Annotated in this window: 19 protein-coding genes and 4 tRNA genes; 14 read left to right on the forward strand and 9 right to left on the reverse strand. The window is 67.7% G+C overall.

Features of this window, described 5'->3' with window-relative positions:
* Positions 1 to 643: 643 nt before the first annotated feature.
* From ACVCAG_RS44860 to ACVCAG_RS44875, 4 genes are all read right to left on the reverse strand, one after another.
* Positions 644 to 717: transfer RNA gene (locus ACVCAG_RS44860), tRNA-Phe, on the reverse strand.
* A gap of 28 nt (positions 718 to 745) precedes the next feature.
* Positions 746 to 820 (reverse strand) — tRNA-Asp (locus tag ACVCAG_RS44865).
* A gap of 103 nt (positions 821 to 923) precedes the next feature.
* A tRNA-Glu gene (locus ACVCAG_RS44870) sits at positions 924 to 996 on the reverse strand.
* Between the two features lie 92 nt (positions 997 to 1,088).
* On the reverse strand, positions 1,089 to 2,591 hold the full coding sequence (locus ACVCAG_RS44875) for a metallophosphoesterase (RefSeq protein WP_440087726.1): 1,503 nt from the start codon (positions 2,589 to 2,591) through the stop codon (positions 1,089 to 1,091).
* Between the two features lie 34 nt (positions 2,592 to 2,625).
* Here ACVCAG_RS44875 and ACVCAG_RS44880 point away from each other — a divergent pair, with 34 nt between their 5' ends.
* Positions 2,626 to 2,976, forward strand: a complete 351-nt coding sequence (locus tag ACVCAG_RS44880) for a metallopeptidase family protein (protein WP_440087725.1) — start codon at positions 2,626 to 2,628, stop codon at positions 2,974 to 2,976.
* A 168-nt stretch (positions 2,977 to 3,144) separates the two neighbouring features.
* Entirely contained in the window at positions 3,145 to 4,440 is a 1,296-nt protein-coding gene (locus ACVCAG_RS44885) for an MFS transporter (protein WP_440087724.1), read from the forward strand.
* Between the two features lies 1 nt (position 4,441).
* Here the strand turns inward: ACVCAG_RS44885 and ACVCAG_RS44890 are convergent, their stop codons facing one another.
* Positions 4,442 to 4,888, reverse strand: coding sequence for a PspC domain-containing protein (locus ACVCAG_RS44890; RefSeq protein WP_440087723.1), 447 nt, complete (start codon positions 4,886 to 4,888; stop codon positions 4,442 to 4,444).
* Positions 4,889 to 5,041: 153 nt separating this feature from the next.
* Between ACVCAG_RS44890 and ACVCAG_RS44895 the strand changes: the two genes are divergently transcribed.
* Complete coding sequence (locus ACVCAG_RS44895; RefSeq protein WP_440087722.1) at positions 5,042 to 6,199, forward strand: acyl-CoA dehydrogenase family protein; 1,158 nt, start codon at positions 5,042 to 5,044, stop codon at positions 6,197 to 6,199.
* An 8-nt stretch (positions 6,200 to 6,207) separates the two neighbouring features.
* On the opposite strand, the gene ACVCAG_RS44900 is transcribed toward ACVCAG_RS44895, so the two are convergent.
* Entirely contained in the window at positions 6,208 to 6,759 is a 552-nt protein-coding gene (locus ACVCAG_RS44900) for a 3'-5' exonuclease (RefSeq protein WP_447191601.1), read from the reverse strand.
* 188 nt (positions 6,760 to 6,947) lie between these two features.
* Here ACVCAG_RS44900 and ACVCAG_RS44905 point away from each other — a divergent pair.
* The 3 genes from ACVCAG_RS44905 (at position 6,948) to ACVCAG_RS44915 (ending at position 8,705) form a co-directional block, all read left to right on the forward strand.
* Positions 6,948 to 7,023, forward strand: a tRNA-Lys gene (locus ACVCAG_RS44905).
* A gap of 893 nt (positions 7,024 to 7,916) precedes the next feature.
* Positions 7,917 to 8,210: a hypothetical protein gene (locus ACVCAG_RS44910; RefSeq protein WP_447191602.1), complete on the forward strand. Its 294-nt coding sequence runs from the start codon at positions 7,917 to 7,919 to the stop codon at positions 8,208 to 8,210.
* A gap of 270 nt (positions 8,211 to 8,480) precedes the next feature.
* Positions 8,481 to 8,705 carry a hypothetical protein gene (locus tag ACVCAG_RS44915; protein ID WP_447191603.1) on the forward strand — a complete coding sequence of 75 codons (225 nt, stop codon included), beginning with the start codon at positions 8,481 to 8,483 and terminating at the stop codon, positions 8,703 to 8,705.
* A gap of 133 nt (positions 8,706 to 8,838) precedes the next feature.
* On the opposite strand, the gene ACVCAG_RS44920 is transcribed toward ACVCAG_RS44915, so the two are convergent.
* Complete coding sequence (locus ACVCAG_RS44920; protein WP_440087717.1) at positions 8,839 to 9,135, reverse strand: hypothetical protein; 297 nt, start codon at positions 9,133 to 9,135, stop codon at positions 8,839 to 8,841.
* Between the two features lie 496 nt (positions 9,136 to 9,631).
* Here ACVCAG_RS44920 and ACVCAG_RS44925 point away from each other — a divergent pair, with 496 nt between their 5' ends.
* From ACVCAG_RS44925 to ACVCAG_RS44950, 6 genes are all read left to right on the forward strand, one after another.
* The gene (locus ACVCAG_RS44925; protein ID WP_440087716.1) at positions 9,632 to 12,409 is read left to right on the forward strand and encodes an AAA family ATPase; all 2,778 of its coding nucleotides are present in this window, start codon (positions 9,632 to 9,634) and stop codon (positions 12,407 to 12,409) included.
* Between the two features lie 46 nt (positions 12,410 to 12,455).
* A complete protein-coding gene (locus ACVCAG_RS44930; RefSeq protein WP_440087715.1) occupies positions 12,456 to 13,022 on the forward strand; it encodes an RICIN domain-containing protein in 567 nt (188 codons plus the stop codon).
* A gap of 113 nt (positions 13,023 to 13,135) precedes the next feature.
* The gene (locus tag ACVCAG_RS44935; protein WP_440087714.1) at positions 13,136 to 13,942 is read left to right on the forward strand and encodes a methyltransferase domain-containing protein; all 807 of its coding nucleotides are present in this window, start codon (positions 13,136 to 13,138) and stop codon (positions 13,940 to 13,942) included.
* 36 nt (positions 13,943 to 13,978) lie between these two features.
* Positions 13,979 to 14,566 (forward strand): dihydrofolate reductase family protein, encoded by a 588-nt coding sequence (locus tag ACVCAG_RS44940; RefSeq protein ID WP_440087713.1) that lies wholly within the window; start codon positions 13,979 to 13,981, stop codon positions 14,564 to 14,566.
* 193 nt (positions 14,567 to 14,759) lie between these two features.
* A complete protein-coding gene (locus ACVCAG_RS44945) occupies positions 14,760 to 15,281 on the forward strand; it encodes a hypothetical protein (protein WP_440087712.1) in 522 nt (173 codons plus the stop codon).
* Positions 15,282 to 15,431: 150 nt separating this feature from the next.
* Positions 15,432 to 15,971 carry a DUF6461 domain-containing protein gene (locus tag ACVCAG_RS44950; protein ID WP_447191604.1) on the forward strand — a complete coding sequence of 180 codons (540 nt, stop codon included), beginning with the start codon at positions 15,432 to 15,434 and terminating at the stop codon, positions 15,969 to 15,971.
* 898 nt (positions 15,972 to 16,869) lie between these two features.
* On the opposite strand, the gene ACVCAG_RS44955 is transcribed toward ACVCAG_RS44950, so the two are convergent.
* Entirely contained in the window at positions 16,870 to 18,030 is a 1,161-nt protein-coding gene (locus tag ACVCAG_RS44955) for a flavin reductase (protein WP_447191605.1), read from the reverse strand.
* Between the two features lie 177 nt (positions 18,031 to 18,207).
* On the opposite strand from ACVCAG_RS44955, the gene ACVCAG_RS44960 reads away from it, so the two are divergent.
* Positions 18,208 to 19,140 (forward strand): hypothetical protein, encoded by a 933-nt coding sequence (locus tag ACVCAG_RS44960; RefSeq protein ID WP_440087707.1) that lies wholly within the window; start codon positions 18,208 to 18,210, stop codon positions 19,138 to 19,140.
* A 45-nt stretch (positions 19,141 to 19,185) separates the two neighbouring features.
* The gene (locus ACVCAG_RS44965) at positions 19,186 to 19,326 is read left to right on the forward strand and encodes a hypothetical protein (protein WP_440087706.1); all 141 of its coding nucleotides are present in this window, start codon (positions 19,186 to 19,188) and stop codon (positions 19,324 to 19,326) included.
* A 116-nt stretch (positions 19,327 to 19,442) separates the two neighbouring features.
* On the opposite strand, the gene ACVCAG_RS44970 is transcribed toward ACVCAG_RS44965, so the two are convergent.
* Positions 19,443 to 20,369, reverse strand: a 927-nt coding sequence (locus ACVCAG_RS44970) for an ATP-binding protein (RefSeq protein WP_447191606.1), incomplete at its 5' end; no start/stop codon positions are given.

The following is a 20,369-nucleotide window of genomic DNA, read 5'->3' on the forward strand; positions in this document are numbered from 1 at the left end:
CGCCACGTCCGAGTTTTACCAGCCACGACCAGCCCACTACCGGGCCTCACATAGATCCGAACCCCAAACAGCTCCTAGGGCCTCACGACGCGAAGGCTAGGACGATTCACACCCCGTGATGATGGCGTCAGGTCGACGCTTACCCAGCCTCACCACGCTCAGGTCGATGCTCCGGACCCGACGCTCGCTCGGCCAACCATTGACCCCCGGCATCGAATCCGATGGGCATCTGAGGCAGTATGACCGCGGAAACGCTGGAGTTCGCCACGTACGACCGGGCCTGAACGAGATCCTTGAGAAAGGATTTCCGTAGGCGAACATGCCTGACAACCCCAGACAACTTGTCGGGCATATTCGTCGGGAACACGCTTGCCTCACATACCTGATGCCTTCCCGGCACCCCAGACAACCGAGGTCCTCACCCTGCAACTCCCGGCGCACGATGTGCGTCGTGGCGCATCTCGATGAACCCTCGGCCCATCAGATAGCGCACCGCGGCCTGAGCCGACAGACGCGCCTCCCGGCATCACAGGAGCCGCCAGCCCATCACTCGCTCCCCTAACGAAAAACGCGTTGTCGTCAAGCACAACAAAAAGCGCCCCGGCCATAATTGGCTCGGGGCGTTTGTGCTGCTCAGTTGCTGTGGTCAGGGGCGGGGTCGAACCGCCGACCTTCCGCTTTTCAGGCGGACGCTCGTACCGACTGAGCTACCTGACCTCGGTGGTGGATCGAACACCTACCAGAGCGGTCCTGACGGGACTTGAACCCGCGACCTCCACCTTGACAGGGTGGCGAGCACTCCAAACTGCTCTACAGGACCTTGCTTCCGGGGCTTTTGTCCCGGTCTTTCTTGCCTTGCTTAGCCTACCAGTTTTCCGGAGGTCTTCGACCTGCCGTTTCCCTGGCGAGCCTTGGCTCGGCCGTGCCCCCAACGGGATTCGAACCCGTGTCGCCGCCTTGAAAGGGCGGTGTCCTAGGCCACTAGACGATGGGGGCTCGAGACTCTCATCTCGTTCCGTCGCCGTCTTCCGCTGGAGACCTCTGAAGCATAGGGGACTTTTGCCCCTGATGCCAAAGCGGTTTGCGGCCTACGGCGTCGGTGTGACGGTGATCGACCCCGTTGGAGACGGGGCGGTCGTCGGCACAGGAGAAATTGTACGGCCAGGGTCGGTCTCAACGTGACGCTGGATCTGAACCGACTGCTCGCCGAGCCCTCCCAGGGTGATGTCGTCCCAGGCCCGCAGGCGGTGCGTGTTGGCGTCGAAGTACAGAACGGAGGCCGCGACGGGGGTGGGTTCGTCGTGTTCGAGGGCCCGCAGACCCGCTCCGCCCGTGGATCCCTGGACCAGAAGGCGGGTGCCCGAGGGCAGCAACTCGGTGGATCTCTCGTGGGAGTGACCGGTGAGGACCATCGGGACCGCGCCGGAGAACCCCTTGGCGATCGTCGGGTCGTGGACGGCGACCAGATCGACCTGCTTGGGCAGCTTCGCCAGCTCGGCGGCGCGCGAGCGGCCGAGGGCGGCGAGCGATTCGAGGTTGGAGTCGACCGGGACGGACTTGTCCGGGGTGAACCGGGGGTCGCCCATGCCGTAGATGCGCAGTCCCGCCACGGTCTTGGTCTCGTTGTCGAGGACGACCGCGCCCTTCTGCCTGGCCACGGCCCGCTGGGTGGCCATGGAGTCGTGGTTGCCCCTGACGAAGACGTACGGGACGCCGAAGGTGCCGATCTCCTCGGTGAACCTGTCCTCGGGCCCGGTGCCGTGGTCGGTCAGGTCACCGGTGTCGATGATCGCGTCGATCTTGAACTGGGCGGTGACCGAGCGGATGAGGTTCCAGGCGATGGGGCTGAGGTGGATGTCGGAGACGTGCAGCACCCGGATGGAGGTGGGGTCGGCGTCGTAGACCGGCAGGGCGGAGACGACGTCGTAGAGCTGGGAGACGTTGTTGACGAGCTTGGCGAGCTGGACCCGGTAGGACTCGAACCTGGTCACGATCGACTCGGCGTCGCCGACGAGGGACGGCGCGCCGGCCAGCAGGCCGGTGTACTTGGGTTCCACCACGGAGTCGGGCCGGAAGGTCAGGGCTATGGCGGCGCCCGTACCGGCGATCGCGACGGTGATGCCCATCAGGCCCGCCAGGGCCGGTCCCGGCCGGCGAAAGACGATCAGGGACGTGATCAGGGCGCCCAACAGCCCGGAGAACGCGGCGCGCAGGATCAGCGTCCTGACGCCGGCGCCCAGTTCCTCCTCCAGGAGCGCGGGAAGCCGGTCGGCGGAGAATCGCGGGTCGTCCAGGAATCCGCGGGCCCGGTCGGGGTTGATGTTCTCCAGGGTCACCCGGAGGCCGACCGGGGCGTCGTGGGTGTCGAACAGAAGTGTGCCGAAAGGGTGAGCGTCGACAACGGTCTCCCCCGCCCACGAGGGCTCCGCCGACATGCCGAGCTCCACCGGGCCGACGTTGGCCCGTACGGCCCCGCCCAGCATGATGCCGAGCCACGCGCCGGCCAGGGCGACGGCGGCGACGACCAGGCCACGGGCGATTCGCCCGGTGGCGACACGACGGGCTCCCTGGGTCCAATCAGCGAATTTCATGCGCCTCCACCTCTACCCGGTATCACGGGGCAGAATGACGGGTGTGATCGAGATCTCGCGGGAGAAGTTCGAGGAGCTCGTGGCCGAGGCTCTGGACACCATTCCCCCCGAGCTGACGAAAGTCATGGACAACGTGGTGCTCGTCGTCGTCGACGATCCCCCCGAACCGGATCTTCTAGGTCTCTACACGGGTATCCCGCTCACCGAGCGGGGCGAATGGTACGCAGGAGTGCTACCCGACCGCATCGAGATCTACCGCAGGCCGATCTGCTCGATCTGCGAGACCGAGGATCAGGTCATCGAAGAGGTGCAGATAACCGTTGTCCATGAGATCGCCCACCATTTCGGCATCGATGATGACCGGTTGCATGAGCTGGGCTGGTAAGTAACCCCGCACGGCACGTCAAAGACCTCCTATCCGGAATGTCGCCGCTTATCATCACGGTTTGCATGCGCTTGATTGCTTTCGGTTGCGCGGCGGCCTTGTAGCAGGCACCGTAGGTTACACAGTGAACACCCACAGTCAGTGTGCCTGCGAGCTCAGCGGAGTCCTATGGCGGCGACCAAGTCCGGCCGACTACCCGGGCGGCATCGCCGTCCGGCGGAACGCCAAGCGACCTACGGCGAGGTCATCGCCATCAGGGAGTTCCGCGCGCTCTGGCTCGGCCAGGGGCTTTCCCTCCTCGGCGACCAGCTCTCACGGGTGGCGCTGTCCGTCCTGGTCTTCGAACGGACGGACTCACCCCTGGCGACGGCGTCGGTCTATGCCCTGACCTACCTGCCGCCGATCATCGGCGGACCGCTTCTCGCGGGGCTCGCCGACCGCCACGCCCGCCGGCGCATCATGATCGCCTGCGACCTGCTCCGGGCTCTCCTGGTCGCGCTCATGGCGATTCCCGGCGTCTCGTTCGCCGCGCTGTGCGTGCTGGTCTTCTGCGTCGTGCTGCTCAGCGCGCCGTTCTCCGCGGCGCGGGCGGCCCTGCTGCCGGAGTTGCTGGAGGGTGACCGCTACGTGGCGGGGTCCGCCCTGCAGAACATGACCAACCAGGGCGCGCAGATGCTCGGCTTCGCCGTCGGCGGCGTCCTGATCATGGGAATGGGGCCGTACCGCGCGCTGGCGCTGGACGCGGCGACCTTCCTGGCCTCCGCGCTCATCATCGTCTCGGGGGTACGGCGGCGTCCCGCCCCCATCCCTTCCGACGAGAACCGGCCCTCGATGTGGACGATGACCCGCGCCGGCGCCAGGCTGGTCTTCGGCGACCCCCGGCTGCGTACGCTGGTGCTCTTCGCCTGGCTCTGTGGCTTCTACGTGCTGCCCGAGGGGATCGCGACCCCGTACGCCGACGAGCTGACCGGGAATCCCCAGGAGCTCTCACTGGTCACCGGCCTGCTGATGGGCGCCATGCCCACCGGCACCGTCGTCGGCGCGTTCCTGTACAGCCGCTACGTCAGCCCATCGAACCGGTTGCGGTCGATGGGCTGGATGGCGATGCTGACCTGCGCGCCGCTGATCCTGTGCGCCGCGCAGCCACCGCTTCCTGTGGTGCTGCTGTTGTGGTTCGTCTCCGGCCTGGGCGGGGCCTACCAGCTCGCGGCCAACGCCGCCTTCGTGCAGTGCGTCCCCGCCGAGCAGCGGGGACAGGCCTTCGGCCTGGTCCAGTCGGGTCTGCTGGCCTCCCAGGGCATCGGCATCCTGGTCGGCGGGGCCGCGGCCGACCGGCTCGGCCCCGAGACGGTGGTCGCGCTGGCCGGCGCGACCGGTCTTGCCCTGGCGGCCGCGCTGGCCGTGCTCTGGAGGGGTTCCCGCAGGGAGATCATCGAGAGGGTTCGCGCGGAGGCGACCTCCTGAGTCACGCCTGGGGGCGGGTGTCGTCGTCCTGCCGCGGCGCCGTGCCGTACGGGGCCTGGGGGGCGACGGGCGGGGCGGGCGGGAAGGGAGCCTGGTGGGTGGGGTACTCCGTGGCCGGCTGGTGCGGCGCGCGGTGCTGGTTGGTGGCCTTGGCCCAGCCCTGCTCGGCCTTGGTCCTGGCGTCCACCCAGATCGGGTTGTCCTTGTTCTTGTCGATCACGTCCTGCAGGACCGACCTGTCCTTGTTCTCGTCGGGCAGGAGCACCCAGCCGATCGCGTAGACCGCCACCCCGAGGCCACCGAAGAAGGTGGCGATGGCGAGGGCGGCGCGGATGATGTTGGGGTCCACCCCGATGTAGCGTCCGAGACCGGAGGCCACACCCGCGATGATGCGCCCGTCTCTGGTCCTCTGGAGTTTCTTGACGCCGGAGAAATCGTTTTCGTTCATGTCCTCAGACTGCCCGAGAGCGGACCTTCCTCACATCGGGATTCCCCCTGGCGCGACCCTGACATACACCCCACCCCTGGCCGAACGTGACCCTGGCCCCTGTCCCACCCGCACCGGTAATACCCTGACAGGGCCGAAGAGAGAGGGAATCTCATGGACGATCTCCTGCGCATCGACGACACGCTCTCCGAGGAGCAGCGCCTCATCCGCGACACCGTGCGGGACCTCGTCACGGACCGGATCCTGCCCCACGTCGGCGACTGGTTCGAGGAGGCCGCCTTCCCCGCCCGCGAGCTCGCCCCGGCGCTCGGCGCGCTCGGCGTGCTGGGCATGCACCTGGAGGGGTACGGCTGCGCGGGCCTCGACTCCGTCTCGTACGGTGTGGCCTGCCGCGAGCTGGAGGCGGGAGACTCCGGGCTGCGGTCGTTCGTGTCCGTGCAGGGCTCGCTCGCGATGTTCCCGATCTGGAAGTACGGCTCCGCGGAGCAGAAGGACGAGTGGCTCCCCCGGATGGCCGCGGGCGAGGCGATCGGCTGCTTCGGCCTGACCGAGCCCGACCAGGGCTCCGACCCGGCGGGCATGCGCACCCACGCCAAGCAGGACCCCTCGGGCGACTGGATCCTCAACGGTTCCAAGATGTGGATCACCAACGGCTCCATCGCCGACGTCGCCGTGGTCTGGGCACAGACCGAGGACGGCGTCCGCGGCTTCGTGGTGCCCACGGACACCCCGGGCTTCACCGCCCCGGAGATCCACCGGAAGATGTCCCTGCGAGCCTCGGTGACCTCGTCGCTGTACTTCGACGACGTCCGGCTGCCCGCCTCCGCCGTACTGCCCGGGGTACGCGGCCTGAAGGGCCCGCTGTCGTGCCTGTCGGAGGCCCGTTTCGGCATCGTGTGGGGCGTGGTGGGCGCCGCCCGCGCCTGCCTGGAGTCGGCCGTCGACTACTCCACCTCCCGCGTCCAGTTCGGCAGGCCCATCGGCGGCTTCCAGCTGACCCAGGAGAAACTCGCCTGGATGTACGTCGGCCTGGGACAGTCGCAGCTCACCGCCCTCCACCTGGGCCGCCTCAAGGACGCGGGAACCCTCACCCCGCGCCAGATCAGCTTCGGCAAGCTCGCCAACGTCCGCGCCGCCCTGGACATCGCCCGCCAGGCACGCTCCATCCTGGGCGGTAACGGCATCACGCTGGAGTATCCGGTGATCCGGCACATGAACAACCTGGAGAGCGTCCTGACGTACGAGGGGACCGAGGAGATCCACACGCTCGTGCTCGGCGAGGCCCTGACCGGCATCCCCGCCTACCGCTGATCTCCCGCCTACCGGCGGCGAGGGTGCCGCTGGGGCAGTCCGGAGGGACGCCATTCGGGAGCGCGGGCGGCCCTGTCGAGCTCCTTCTCCCAGGAGACGCCCGTACGCAGGTAGAAGCGGAGCAGCTCGGCGCCGGCGCGGGCGTCGGCCAGCGCGGCGTGCGCGCCGAAGAGCGGGATACCGGCGCGCTCGCAGCACGCGGCGAGCGTCCACCTGCCGTCGGGGAGGAAGGCGGGCGCCAGCCGCTGCGTGCACAGGGTCTCGGTCACCCACTCGCTGCCGGGGAGGCTCCGCAGGAAGCGCAGGTCGAAGGAGGCGTTGTGGGCCACCAGGACCCGGCCGGCGACCCGCCGCCAGATGTCGTCCAGCAGTTCCTCGATCACCGGAGCGCCCTGGACCATCGCGCTGGTGATGCCGTGGACGTGGACGGCCCCGGTGCCGCGCCGGGGGTCGACCAGCGAGTGCCACTCGTCGACGGTCTCGCCCCACGCGTCCAGCGAGACGAGCGCGATCTCGCAGATCCGGTCGCCCCTCGACGGGGAGAAACCTGTGGTCTCCACATCGACCACGACATACCCTGGGCGTGTGGAGACGGGAGAGGTGAGGGCGGGCCCAAGCCCCGAGCTCGTCATGCATGTCACTCTAGGAGCCGTTCCCGCCCCCCACCGGCCGTTCCGCAAACAGATGACCATGAATGGGCCTGGCGACGGACGTTAGTGGACACTATCCTCGGTACGCTGTCACCTGCGGGGCGTTAGCTCAATGGTTAGAGCTGCGGACTTTTAATCCGTAGGTTCTGGGTTCGAGTCCCAGGCGCCCTACCACTCCCGACCAGGACTTAGGCTCTGACCTGGGCCTTTGCTCTTGTCGATCTTTCTCGGCACATGCAGCTGGATGCAGCCGTCTGCCAGTGGTCCCGGAATATAGGCGGAATGGGACCACCGGCGTTTCCCAGGTCAGTACGAGCATCCCGGACGCTCGCGGAACGATTCCGGGGACGGCGGAGCCCACACGACGAAGGACCCCGAGGGGTACCCTGGGTCCTTCGTGTCCTGCCGCCGGGGATGTCACGTCGTGAGCGCTTCCAAGATCCGCTTGTTGGCCACCTCGTGCTGTCCGTCGATGCACTTGGCGTAGACCTTGAGGAGCACATCCACGCCGTGCCCTGCCCGTTCGGCCACCTCTGGCGCGTGGACTCCGGCGTTGAGCCACAGGGAGACCGCCGCAGGTCGTACGGCCGACGCGCCAGCGGTGAGACGACCTGGTCCGGAGTGAAGGCGTAAGAGCGAACCTGCTTCCAGACCATCGAGACCGTGGAGCCGGGGAAGGTCTGGCCGGTACGGGTCCGGAACGGCCGGCCGTCTCCGGCGACGCCGTGTCTGTCGATGTGCGCGCGCAGGGTGGTCACCAGCTCCGGAGGGATCGGCACCGTCCGTGTGGCCTTCTCGTCGCGGTGCTTGAGTTCTCGTTCGTCGTTGGACTTCCCCGAGTCGGTGTAGCGCTTGTTGCTCTCTGGCCGGGTCTTCTCAAGGCGGCGGCGCGGCGCGCCGCCGCACGGCCCTCCCACCGCCCGCCGTCTGGGCGTGCGGCGTGGGCGCCGGTCCCGAACGGCGGCGGAAATCGGGCCGCCCGCCGCACCGACCGCGCGCCGCACCCAACCAACCCGCCGCGCCGAGGCCACACCGCCACTTTTTAAATGCCGACGTATGATCATGTTATGGCAGTACACCGTACGCTCAAAGATCTGGTGCTGATGCTTGCTGTTACCAACACCAGCTTTATCGTTTTTACCTTTTTCACAGCGTTGGTCTTCAAGGACTTTTTTCCGCCGGATGCATTTGAAGCGACCCTTGACATGGGTCCGGGGCTGTGGATCCTTCTGGTCGTCGGGTCCCTAAGTACTATCGTGGGATTTCTATTGACGAGGCGAGCGAAGAGCAAAAGCCAGCCCCCGGCGGGGGACTTCGGCTCCGGGATGATCGCCAGCAGCAGGAGCGGAGTTCGTAGGTAGCCGAGGTGGCCGGATCTTCCCGTCTGCCACGTCCCAGGCAAGCCCAACATCTCGACTCCTCCGAATCAAGGCCGTCTGTGACCGTCGGCATCCCATGGCCGAGGAACGTCCACCGGCCGGCGTACACGCGAAGACGACCTTGACCCTCCGCCCCCGAGCTGTTGCCCCTCCGGAATGGGACGAGGCAGACGGGAAGATCCGGCGAGAAGGGCGTGCGTACGCATGGTCCGTCCCTTTGCCGGTCTCACACACCAATGGGAGACTCAGCGCATGAGTGAACAAGAAGATCCTGCCGCACGTCAGGGGAAGACAACTGACGGCACCCAACCAGTGGACGGGTGGGGGAACGCAACTCTTGCCCTGAGCGCAGCAGTTCCCATCCTCGGCTTCATCATCGAAAAAGAGCTCACAACTAACGCCCTCCTTGGAGCGCTCATATTCGCGACCGTCGGAATTGGGCTACGTATTGAGGCAGCGATCAAGAGTCGTGGGTGACGTGCCACTCGCGTGCCAGTACGACCGGGGAACAGGGGGACTCACGGGGACTCGCGGACAGGGGAAGACCACCTCTCACCTGCATCGCAGCACTTCAGGAAGCCGTGTACCGAAATCTCCCAAACTGCGGTTTCTAGTCTCCGATGAACCAAAGTTGACGATGGTGTATACGCCCTACCACGAGCTCACACAGTGCCTTGAGATCTGAGCAATCGGACGAGTTCAATGGATGATCATTGGGCAGGCGGTCGAGTTCCTCGACGAGGGTGCGAACCTGCAAGCTGTTGAACATCGTGTCGTCATAAGGATCAATGTGTCCGAGCATGGGGAAAGCGCTACGGTCCAGGGCCTTGATGGTTGACGCGTAGATACGTTGCTCACCGCGAGCGACGATGATGCCGGTGTACTCCTGTACTCGATAGCCGATCACCAAATCAGGATCTCATTGAGGTCTGAGAACAGTGCTCGACGGCGTGATGCCCAGAACCTGCCGGCTGCCTGTGACTGTCCTGTTGTCCCTCCGCATCGAAACTCCGTCTGCTCTCTCCCATGACCTGACCCCCCTTAGGTCAGACCTCCACGGTACGAGGGGAGGATCGGGGCGCGACTGCGGAATGTCATGGCCTCGCGTCTTGATCAAGGCTGACCGGAGGCTCTGATCTGGTCTTTCTCGTTACTTGGGGCTGGTGGTACCGACCCGGGTGGAGGGACTTGATCCAGAGGTTCGGCGTCCTGGGCGAGAAGGACCTCGGGCTTACGCGCGCCGAACACGGCAGGATCACATGCGGGTTCCCTGCACTCTCTTTCGTCTTACGGTGAATGGGTGCCTCACATCGGTTTTGTCCGCGTCAACCCAGGTGATCCAGGGCTCGCGATAGGGGTGTATGGAGTTGGTGGGATTGATGGAGCCGCCAGGGGAGCGGATCGTGGGTCGGGCCACGGACATCGCGGTGATCGAGGAGCTCATCGAGGCTTCGGCCGATGGCCGTGGTGCGGCCGTGATGATCGTCGGCGAGGCGGGCATCGGCAAATCGCGGTTGCTGGCGGAGGCGTCGGCCCGGGCGTCGGCGGCGGGCATGGAGGTGCTGGCGGGCCGGGCGGTGCTGGCGGGGGGCACGTACCGGGCGCTGGCCACCGCGTTGGTCGGGCGGTTGCGGGATGCCGTGCTCGCGGGGGACGCCGAGCTGCGGCCGTATCGGGCGGCGTTGGGGCGGATCATTCCCGATTTCGGGCCGGCCGGCGATGCCGAGAAGGCCGACACGATGGTGGATCCCGCCGTGGTGGTGGGGGAGGGCGTCCTGCGGCTGCTGCGCGTGGTCGGCGCCGGACGCGGCTGCCTGCTGGTTCTGGATGACCTGCACTGGGCAGACCTCGACACGCTCGCGGTCCTGGAATACCTGGTCGATCAGGTAGGCGACCAGCGGATCATGATCTGTGGGGCGGCGCGTGAGGAGCCGCGTACCGCCGATCAGATCGAGCGGATCGGCCGGCGGCCGGGCGTGCGGGTGCTGTGTCCGGCTCGGTTGGACGCGGCCCAGGTGGCCGAGCTGGCCGGCGATCGGGCCGGTGTGCCGCTCGCGGCGGCGACCGCCTCGTTCGTGGTGGAGCGCTGCGACGGGCTGCCGCTGCTGGTGGAGGAGCTGACGGCGGGGCTGCGCGAGACAGGTGTGGATCTGGCCGCCCCGCGGGAGGCGTTGAACGACATCGCGGTGCCGCCGACGTTGCGGGCGCTCGTCGGTGAGCGGATGGCGGCCCTGGCCGGGGAGCACCGCCGGTTGCTGCACGTAGCTGCGGTGGTGGGGGTCGACCTGGGCTGGGACGTGGTGGCCTCGGTGACGCAAGTGGACGAGGCGGTGTTGCTGGCGGGTCTGCGCGCCGCCACCCACGCGCATCTGCTGCGGGCCGAGGCCGATGAGCTGACCTGGCGGCACGCGCTCACCCGGGAGGCGGTGCTGGCGGGATTGCTGCCGCCGGAGCGGGCCGCGATAGCACGGCGCGCCGCGGATCTGCTTGACGGCGGTGGCGTTGGTGAGGCTGACGTACGGGCCGCAGAACTGCTGGCTGCGGTGGGAGAGCGTGAGCGGGCCGGCCGGATCCTGCTCCGGCTGGCCCGCCACGATCTCGCCCGAGGGGCGTTACGCAGCGCGCGGGCGCTGCTGGCCCGGGTGGAGGCCGCCGGTGCGATCCGCACCGCGTGGGCCATCGAGCAGGTCCGGCTGCTGACGCTGGCCGGCGAGGTGGAAGCGGCGTTGCGCACCGGGGAACAGGCCATCGGCACCGCGACCGGGGACGAGTACGTCGAGCTGTGCCTGCAGCTGGCCCGTGGCTCCATGGTGGGCGGACGCCGGGCGGCGGCGATCGAGTATGCCGAGCGAGCCGGCCGGCCGCACGATCCGCGTTTCGCCATCGTGCGGGCCGACGCCGCCTACGGGGAGGGGGATCCGCACCGCGCCGGCTCCCTCGCCGCCGACGCGGTCCGCGAGGCCGAGCGCGCGGGTGATGGCGAGTCTCTGGCGGGGGCGCTGCTGGTGCAGGGGCGCTGCCTGGCCCATCGTGATGCGGCTGCGGCGCGGGTGGCGTTCGGGCGGGCGGTGCAGGTGGCCGCCGAACGCGGCCTGACCCCACTGCGCGTGGCCGCCCTTTTCCACCTGGCCGCCGTTCAGCGTGGCCAGCCAGACCCGCCCGCGCTGGCCGAGGCCCGCGAGATCGCTGAGTCCGCCGGGCTGCTGGGGCAGCTGGCGTCGATCGACCTGCTGGTGGCCGACCTTGCGCTGGTGGCGCACGGTCCCCGCGTGGGTGAGCCGGTGGCCCGCAGCTGTGCCGAGCTGTCGGCACGGCTGCGGCTGACGAGCGTCCAGGCGGTCGCCGAGCTGTTCGTCGCCGCCGCCCGCGCAGGCGCCGGAGACCGCGACGGCGCGGAGCGGTGGCTGCGCCGGGCCGGAGCCCGACCCAACGCGCCGCGGGAGGTGCGAGCAGGTCTTGACCTGGTACGCGCGATCTACTCAGTGGTGGCCGGAGACCTGCCGGGCGCGGCCACGCAGGCGGACGACGGCGCCGCGATCCTGGCCGGTCACGCCTCGGCGGCCCCCACCCACTGGTGGGGGTTGTGGTTGCTGCTGCGCGAAGTGACCGGTCACGAGCCGCAGGACGCCCGCGCGGTGTTCCACCAGGCCCGGGCGGGCCGCCGGCGGGTCAACCGGGGCGCGCTGCTCTATGCCGACGCCGTCGCCGCGGGGCGCGAGGGCAGGGCGGAGGAGTCGGTGCAGGTGCTGGCCCGCGGGGACGCAGCGCTCGAGGAGCATCCGTGGTGGCATCGACTGCTGCGGCTGCCGGTGTGGACTGCAGCGGTGAGCGAGGGATGGGGTGATCCCGTACCCGGACTGCGCGCCGACCTGGCCTGGCACGAGCTCAACGGTGACGAGGCGCCGGCACGGCAGTGCCGGGACCTGCTGAGGCAGGCAGGTGCGCCGTCCCGCCGCAGCAGGGGCGCGGCCGTGCCGCCCCGGCTACGCGCCGCCGGGGTCACCGGCCGGGAGGCCGAGGTGCTCGCCCTGGTGGCCGAGGGGCTGGGCAACGCGCAGATCGCAGCACGGCTGCACCTGTCCGTACGCACGGTCGAAACCCACGTCAGCCGGCTTCTGGCCAAGACCGGCGCGGCCGACCGGACCCAGTTGCGTACGTACGCGCCCGGCCAACATCAGTAGTCGGCACGGACGCGTAGCCGGCCCTGACCCGGCGACCCTGGAGGACATGACCACGACACCCGACGGCACCGCCCTTCCCCGGCTGCGCAACATTGCTCCTGTCACCGCGCTCCTCGTCTCGGCCATCACCGGCTTCGCCGGTGCAGCCTCGCCGGCTTCGGCCGGAACCACCGCCGACCAGATCGTGAAGATCAGGCCACTGCACACCACCGACAAGTGTCTGGACGTCCAAGCCGGCAGCACCGCCAACAGCGCCAACCTGATTCAGTACGACTGCACCGGCGCCACGAACCAGAGATTCCGCCTGGTCCGCGTGAGCGGCAGTGATTTCGAGATCCGGCCGACCCACGTCACCGGGAAGTGCCTGGACATCCAGGGCGGCAGCACGGCCCCGGGAGCGCGAGTGATCCAGTTCGACTGCACCGGCGCTCCGAACCAGCGGTTCGAGCTCGACAACGGCGGGTCATCGCTGAACGACATCAGGCCGCGGCACGTCTTCAACATGTGCTTCGACGTTCCGAGCGCCGGCACCGCGAACAGCGTGAACATCATCCAGTTCACCTGCAAGGGCGGGGCCCGCAACCAGCTGTTCGAGTTCCTGCCGACGCTGTGACAGCGATCGCGGGCGAGCACCGCGTCGACCCCCAGACCTACCCCGGGCGGCAGGGAGCGGGCGGTGCGGGCACGGCGCGACCATCCATCCCGACCAGGAGGAGAACGACATCCATGCCGCAAGACCCCTTGGCGAGCCCGCTGTTCCCGCGGACCTCGCGGTACCACCCCGACTGGATCCGCTCCAGCGTCAGCGGCGGAGCCAACTCACTCTGGCTGACCGAATGGCTCACCCATGCGATGACGCTGGAGCCCGGGATGCGGGTGCTGGATCTGGGCTGCGGCCGTGGCGCGTCATCGATCTTCCTGCACCGCGAGTTCGACGTCCAGGTCTGGGCAACGGACCTGTGGTTCGGTGCGGACGAGCGACTGCACCGCATCCGTGACGCCGGCGCCGACCACGCGGTGTTCCCGATCCACGCCGACGCCCGGTCCCTGCCGTTCGCGGCGGGCTTCTTCGACGCCGTCATCAGCATCGACTCCTTCGTCTACTACGGCACCGACGACCTGTACCTCAACTACCTGGCCCGGTTCGTCCGGCCGGGCGGCCAGATCGGCATCGCGGGCGCGGGACTGACCCAGGAGATCGACGGGCCGGTTCCCGAGCATCTGCGGGGCTGGTGGGAGCCGAGCATGGCCTGCCTGCACTCGGCCCACTGGTGGCACCGCCACTGGGAACGCAGCGGCATCGCCTCCGTGGACCTCACCGACACCATGACGGACGGCTGGAAGCACTGGCTGGAATGGCAACGGGCGATCGCACCCGACAACGAGCCGGAGATCAACGCCATCACCGCCGACCGCGGCCGTCACCTCGGGTACGTACGCGCGGTCGCCCGGCGTCGAGCGGACACCGCACTCGACGAACCCATCTCCTCCATCCCCGTGACCTATGCGAAGCAGCCCCTGTATCGCGCCTGAACGGCGAGGGCAGAGGAGAGCTGATGAGGAGTCACTGTGCGTAAACTCGTCTATCTGGTAAACGCCACGATTGATGGCTATATCGCGGGACCGGCAGGTCAGTCGGACTTCTTTGTCCTCGACGGTGACCATCAGGAGGAGCTGTCGGCCGAATTCCCCGAGACCGTGCCAGGGCCGCTGCGGCCCCAACTCGGATTGAACGGCGCGCCGAACCGGCGTTTCGACACCGTCATCATGGGACGGAGCAGCTACCAGCCCGCGGTGGCAGCAGGAGTGACCAGCCCCTTCCCGCACCTGCGGCAACATGTCGTCTCCCGCACGATGACGGCCGCAGATCCCGAGTTGATCATCGATGGCCACCCCCTTGATCTTGTACGCCGGCTCAAGAAAGACCATGGCCTGGACATCTGGCTGTCCGGCGGCGGCCGGCTGGCCGGCGCCCTCCTGCCCGAGATCGACGAGCTGATCGTCAAGCAGCATCCGGTCGTCGCCGGCTCGGGCATCCCACTGTTCACGGGGTCGTTTGACCCGACCCGCTTCACCCCGGCCTCGGAACGGACATTCCGCAGCGGCGTGCGCCTGCTGCGGCAGGTAGCGCACGAACACCGCGGAGATGAGCCATGAAGCCTCCGGCCCATCCTTCGCCGGGACCGATCCCGAAACGGCAGTGAAGACGCCCTGGCGGAGATGTACCGCCGGTACTCGACCCCCCTTCTCACCCGTTCGCGATGACCGATCGCCGGACCGTGACACCACCTATCACTCGCACCACGCGCTCACGCGCGTACAAACCTCAACGATCAGACGGGATACCACCATGTCGCTCATCCACCGCTCCCTCACCGCTCTGGCGCTGGCGGGGACCAGCTTGATCACTACCGCCGTCTCCACCTCGCCCGTGCAGGCCGCGGCCGTCACCACCGTCCATGTCAACAGCCGTACGGTGTTCATCACGGGCACGTCCGGCGCCGACACCATCAAGATCGATATCCTTGAGGGCAAGGTCACCGTGGACAGCACATCAGGGGTGAGCGCCGGCGCTGGATGCGTCACGTCAGGTACCAACGTGGTGCAGTGCTCCGGGACCGGCAGCACGATCCAGTTCATCGACGCGGCCACCGTCGGCGGCAAGGACAGCGTGACCAACAACACCTCGTTGCAGTCGTCGATCTTGGGCGGGAATGACAATGACACCCTGACCGGCGGTTCAGGCCGTGACGGGCTCAACGGCGGCGGTGGAGACGACACGCTGAACGGCAGAGGCGGCATCGATGCCGCCAACGGCGTCAGCGGCTTCGACACCTGCACCGCCGAAACCGAGAGCTCCTGCGAGGCCTGATCCGAACACGGTCTCGCCGCGGCGTGGATCAACGACCCGGACAAACGCGAGAATGAGGCCCCCGCAGGACGGAACACCCCCAGACCGGACAGTTGTCGGTCTCCTCTGCGAAGATCATCGCGGGTTCGATCCTTCGGGAAAGGCATGTCGATGAGCGGCGCAGCGGCAGGAGAGTACGAATGGCTCTATCAAGAGTTCACTGATGGTGTTGGGGATACATGGCTCTGCGCCGGCTTCGTGCAGGGCCTTCCCCCTCGCGAAGTTCTGCACCGGATCGACGTCGTTCCTGGAACCGTCGGCGATTTCGGAGTCGAAGCTTACGCAGCCGACGGAGGAACAGTCCTGATCGACTACGGATGGGGCACATCGGGGGGACCGGCACCGGGGTTGCTGTCGTCGGGCACGACGATGGCCACGGTGTTCGCCACCATCAAGAGCAACGATTTCCGCCTCCTCATCGACGGGGATCTGATCACCGAGTTCGGCTTGTACGGTTACTCCCATCGCTACGGAGAGGCCCCCGGACATCTTCTTCCCGACCTTCACGAACTGGGCTTTGACCGTGATGACTTCACCGAGAACGCCGTCCCCGCGGCTCTCGCCCTCGCCTCCCGCGCCACTGGCGTGCGTTTCTCACGGAGGGACTACGCCCGAGATGCCCTGATCGGCGCGAGCGACCACCTCCAATGACCTGTATCCATCCGCTGCCATGTTTCCCCCTGTAGACGACCCAGCCTTGATCACGTGCCGGATGCGTGCCGGAACAAGCGGGGAACCACGGTCACTCAGGGGGACTCACGGGGACTCGACCCACCCTGACCTGCACTCCCGTTTCGGCGACGCCGTGTCTGTCGACATGTTGGGGTGCCGACGGCTCCCGGCTCGCCTGGAGCCGCTCAGCAACGCTTGCCGAACCCGCCCCCCCAAGCTCGAGTAAGGGCGCGAGGAACCTGCGGGCCGCACTCCCTGCCGTCGAATGCACCCTCGTACTTCCAGGGCCCATCACCTTGTGATGTCCAGAAATACAGACTGTCGAGGGAGGCGACCACGTAATACCTGTCGCTACCCGGCGTTGCGCCATATACCTTTCCGTACCAGATGGTTCCACTGTTGATAATCCGTTCGGCTCTCTCAGGACTACCCGATCCGTCAGTGGCAGTGCTTGCGGCGGCGGCCAGCTCGTTGCGTTCTCTCCGGTATCGGAAATGTCCCAAGCTTCCGAGGACGCATCAACCAGTCATCCTGATGATCCGGACCATGTGCGGATCACGTGCACTGATTAGACCTGATGCGGTTGTTGAATTGCCGGACCGGAGGAGTCTGGAAGCCGGTAAGAGCCTTCCTCTTTCAATCCGTGGATTCTGGATTCCAGTCCCAGGCGCCCTACCCGAACGACCTGGGCAGACTCCCCATTTCCCGTTCGGGAAGTCTGCCCAGGGTGGCGACGGTCGCCGTCAGCCGTCGGTGGACCCGCGTGGACGGGGTCCCGGCACCCGTGTCGATCTCCGTCATCTTCTGGACGGCAGCAAATACCGTCCCATGTGGTAGACGAGAGGATCGCCTCGCTCGCCACGGCTCTGGCCGTGCGTCAACTCCCCAGCACGATTATGTGGTCACCTGCCCTCACCCGCTCCGTCACCCGGCGGACGAGCACGGTGTCCGGCGCGCTGAGCAGCGGCGCCCCGTGTGGCCCGTGCCGCCATTGGGTTCGCGTGAACTGGTCGGCACCCTTCGCGGCGAACGTGCGCGCCATGTCCTCCTGGGACTCCGCCAGGAAGTGGATGCCGAAGTGACCGGCTTCGGCCGGCACGCGCCACGACGACGAGGCGCGGTCGACGCAGAACGACACCAGCGGGGGATCCAAGGACACGGAGGTGAAGGACGTCGCGGTGAAACCGGCACGCCTCCAGACGGTCTCCGCCGGAACGGCGGCTGTGACGATCACCACGCCGGCCGCGTGCCGCCTCAGCAGCGACCGGAACAGATCAGGGCCGGGTGCCGCGTCCATCTCTTCACTCCCAGAGGGCACTATCGGGAAACACGGGTGATGTTCTCGGGCGGCGTGCTCGGGGTCCACCCCGGTCGCTTGATGAGATAGCGGCCCCGGTCCGCCCAGGTCGGCGCGTACCACAGGTCTCTGACGAGGGCCGCCCGCTCGTGGAACGCGACTCGGATGGGGTTGGCTGTCCAGGTCCTTGGTGAGGCCGTACCGGGGTGTCTCCGTCTCGGCGGCGAAGGAGCCGAAAAGGCGATCCCAGATGATCAGGGTTCCCCCGAAGTCGCGGTCGAGATAGCTGCCCTGCGAGGCGTGGTGCACCCGGTGGTGCGACGGGGTCACCATGATGAACTCGATGGGCCGGGCCAGCTTGTCGACACGCTCGGTGTGCACCAGGAACTGGTACATGAGGTTGAGCGATTGGCAGAAGATGACCGCGGCCGGATGGAAGCCGGCCAGCACCAGGGACGCGTAGAAGATCCAGGCACCCGGGTTGAACCACGATTGCCGCAGTGCCGTGGAGAGGTTGAAGTGCTTGCTCGAGTGGTGCACCACGTGGGAGGCCCGGAACATCCGGATGACGTGGTGTGAGCGGTGTTTCCAGTAGTAGAAAAAGTCCTGTGCCACCAGCAGACCGGGCAGCATCCACCACTCGAAAGAGATGTGGAACGGGGCCATCGAGTACAGCGCCGAATAGGCGAGCAGATACTCGATGCCGAACACGAGCGCGAGCAGCTCACTGCCCACGCCCATGGCCAGGCTTGTCGTGGTGTCCTCCTCGACTACGGCCCCGACGTTCGGGTCGTCGTCGAATCAGCGGGCCGGCCCGAGCCGGTCCCGCTGTCGGAACTGCTGCCGCACAAGTATGTCGGGACGAAATGGGCCGCCGAGAAAGGGCCCCGGGGGGAAATTCGGTGATGTGACATGGGAATGTTCCGTACCTTCCTTGAGAGGGAGTTCCCTGGGGCGCGGATCAGCGAGCTCAGTGAATCCAACAACATCGTTTACAAGGTCCAGACCGCCGGCGAGACCATCATCGCCAAGCACGTGATCGACACGGACATTCCGTTGGCCTACCTCGCCGAGGCCAACGCCAGGCTTGCCGGGCACATAGCGGTCCAGCGCATCACGCGGGTCTACGAGACCGAGCGCGGCGCCCCCTTCGACGCCGTCTTCGCCGAGTACGTCGAAGGCCGCGACCTGGCCTCGGCGATCGCCGACGGTCAAGGTGTGCCCGCCGTCTCGGACCTGGTGAAACACCTGTGCGGGTTCGTGCTGGCCTGCCGCGATCTGCCGCGGATGCACGACGGTTTCGGTCTGTACAAAAGCGGCGCGCCCGTGATCGCCGACCATCGTGAATTCGTCGTCCACTACGGGAGCCGGTACTGGGGACGCGTGCGCCCGTTCTACGAGGGCACCCGCGTGGGGGACGCGGTCGACGACTGGTTGTCGGGCGGGTTCGCCGCGGCAGCCGAGCGCAACCCCGCGCCGTTCACCACGGTGGCGATCGACGCCAACCTGAAGAACATCATCGTCACCCCCGACCGCGGGCTCGTGGTCCTCAACGTTCCCATCGCCGGCCGGTCGACCCCCGCGCACGCCGTGGGCGCCATCAGCGCGCATCTGCGCAACCAGAAGCAGCACGCGCCGTTCCTGAAGGCCGCGGCGGTCGAGGTGTGCCCCGACGATGCCGAGATGGTGCCGCATTTCGAACTGTGGGCACTGCTGGGCATCCTGTCGTTCTACGCGGTACGCGAACCGGAAAACCGGGACAAGTGGCGCAACTGGGGGGCGCCGGTGACTCTGGACGAGGATTTCCAGACCCTGGTGCACACCCATTTCATGAAACCGGTCGCGCGGTGATCCTCACGGGCTCGGCCATCGTCGAGGCCGTCGCCGCCGCTGTACGTGAGGTTCGTATGGGACGTCACCGCGGACTGTCAGGCCACCGTCGCGCTCGCGGCGGCACGGACACTGGGGATCGATCCCGCCGCGCCCGACGTCGAAAGCAGCGAGATCCCGGCGGACGGCTCCGGAGTGATCGGCTGACGCGCGGGGCGGGCGCCCCGCGACGGCTTCCCGAGCGGTCGAGCCCGGCGTCCGGCCCGCGCAGCGGGAAGGCCAAGGAACGGGAGGAAGGCCACGGCTCGATCCCGGTGCCGGGGTCACATGTCGATGATCTCGCAGATGACGGCGCCGGAGGCGATGGTCTGGCCCGTGGTGACGCTGAGGTTGGTGATCATGCCTGGTTTGTGGGCGGTGACGGCCTGCTCCATTTTCATGGCCTCGATGACCACCACGAGGTCGCCGGTGTCGACCAGGTCCCCGTCGATCCTGGCGACCATCGCGACGGTGGCCTGCATGGAGCTGACCAGCGCGTCTCCCCCCACCGGCGCCTGCTTGGCCATGCCGCCGCCGCGCCGCGGCGTCCTGGGCGCCGGAGCCGGCGCGGCGGAGCCGAAGCCCGCGGGCAGCACCACCTCCAGCCGCCTGCCGCCGACCTCGATGAGCACCTTCTCGCGAGGTTGCGCCGCCTCGATGTCGCCGGTTCCCGAGTGGGGCGGGATGGTGTTGTCGAACTCGGTCTCGATCCAGCGGGTGTGGACGGTGAAGGGTTCGGAGGTGAACGCCGGGTCCGCCACGATCGCGCGGTGGAAGGGCAGCACGGTCGGCATCCCCTCGATCTCCAGCTCGGCCAGCGCCCGCCGCGACCTTTCCAGGGCCACCGTGCGGTTCTGCCCGGTCACGATGAGCTTGGCCACGAGCGAGTCGAAGGTCTGCGGCACCGTCTTTCCGGCCTCGTAGCCCGCGTCGAGGCGGACGCCTGGCCCCGACGGGGTGCGCATGGCGGTGAGCGTGCCGGGTGCGGGCAGGAAGTTGCGGCCGGCGTCCTCGGCGTTGATGCGGAACTCGATCGAGTGGCCGCGCACCGCCGGGTCGGTGTAGCCCAGCGGTTCCCCGTCGGCGATGCGGAACATCTCCCGTACCAGGTCGATGCCCGTCACCTCCTCGGAGACCGGGTGCTCGACCTGCAGGCGGGTGTTGACCTCCAGGAAGGAGATCGTGCCGTCCTGGCCCACCAGGAACTCGCA

The organism is Streptosporangium sp. G12, from assembly GCF_052983175.1.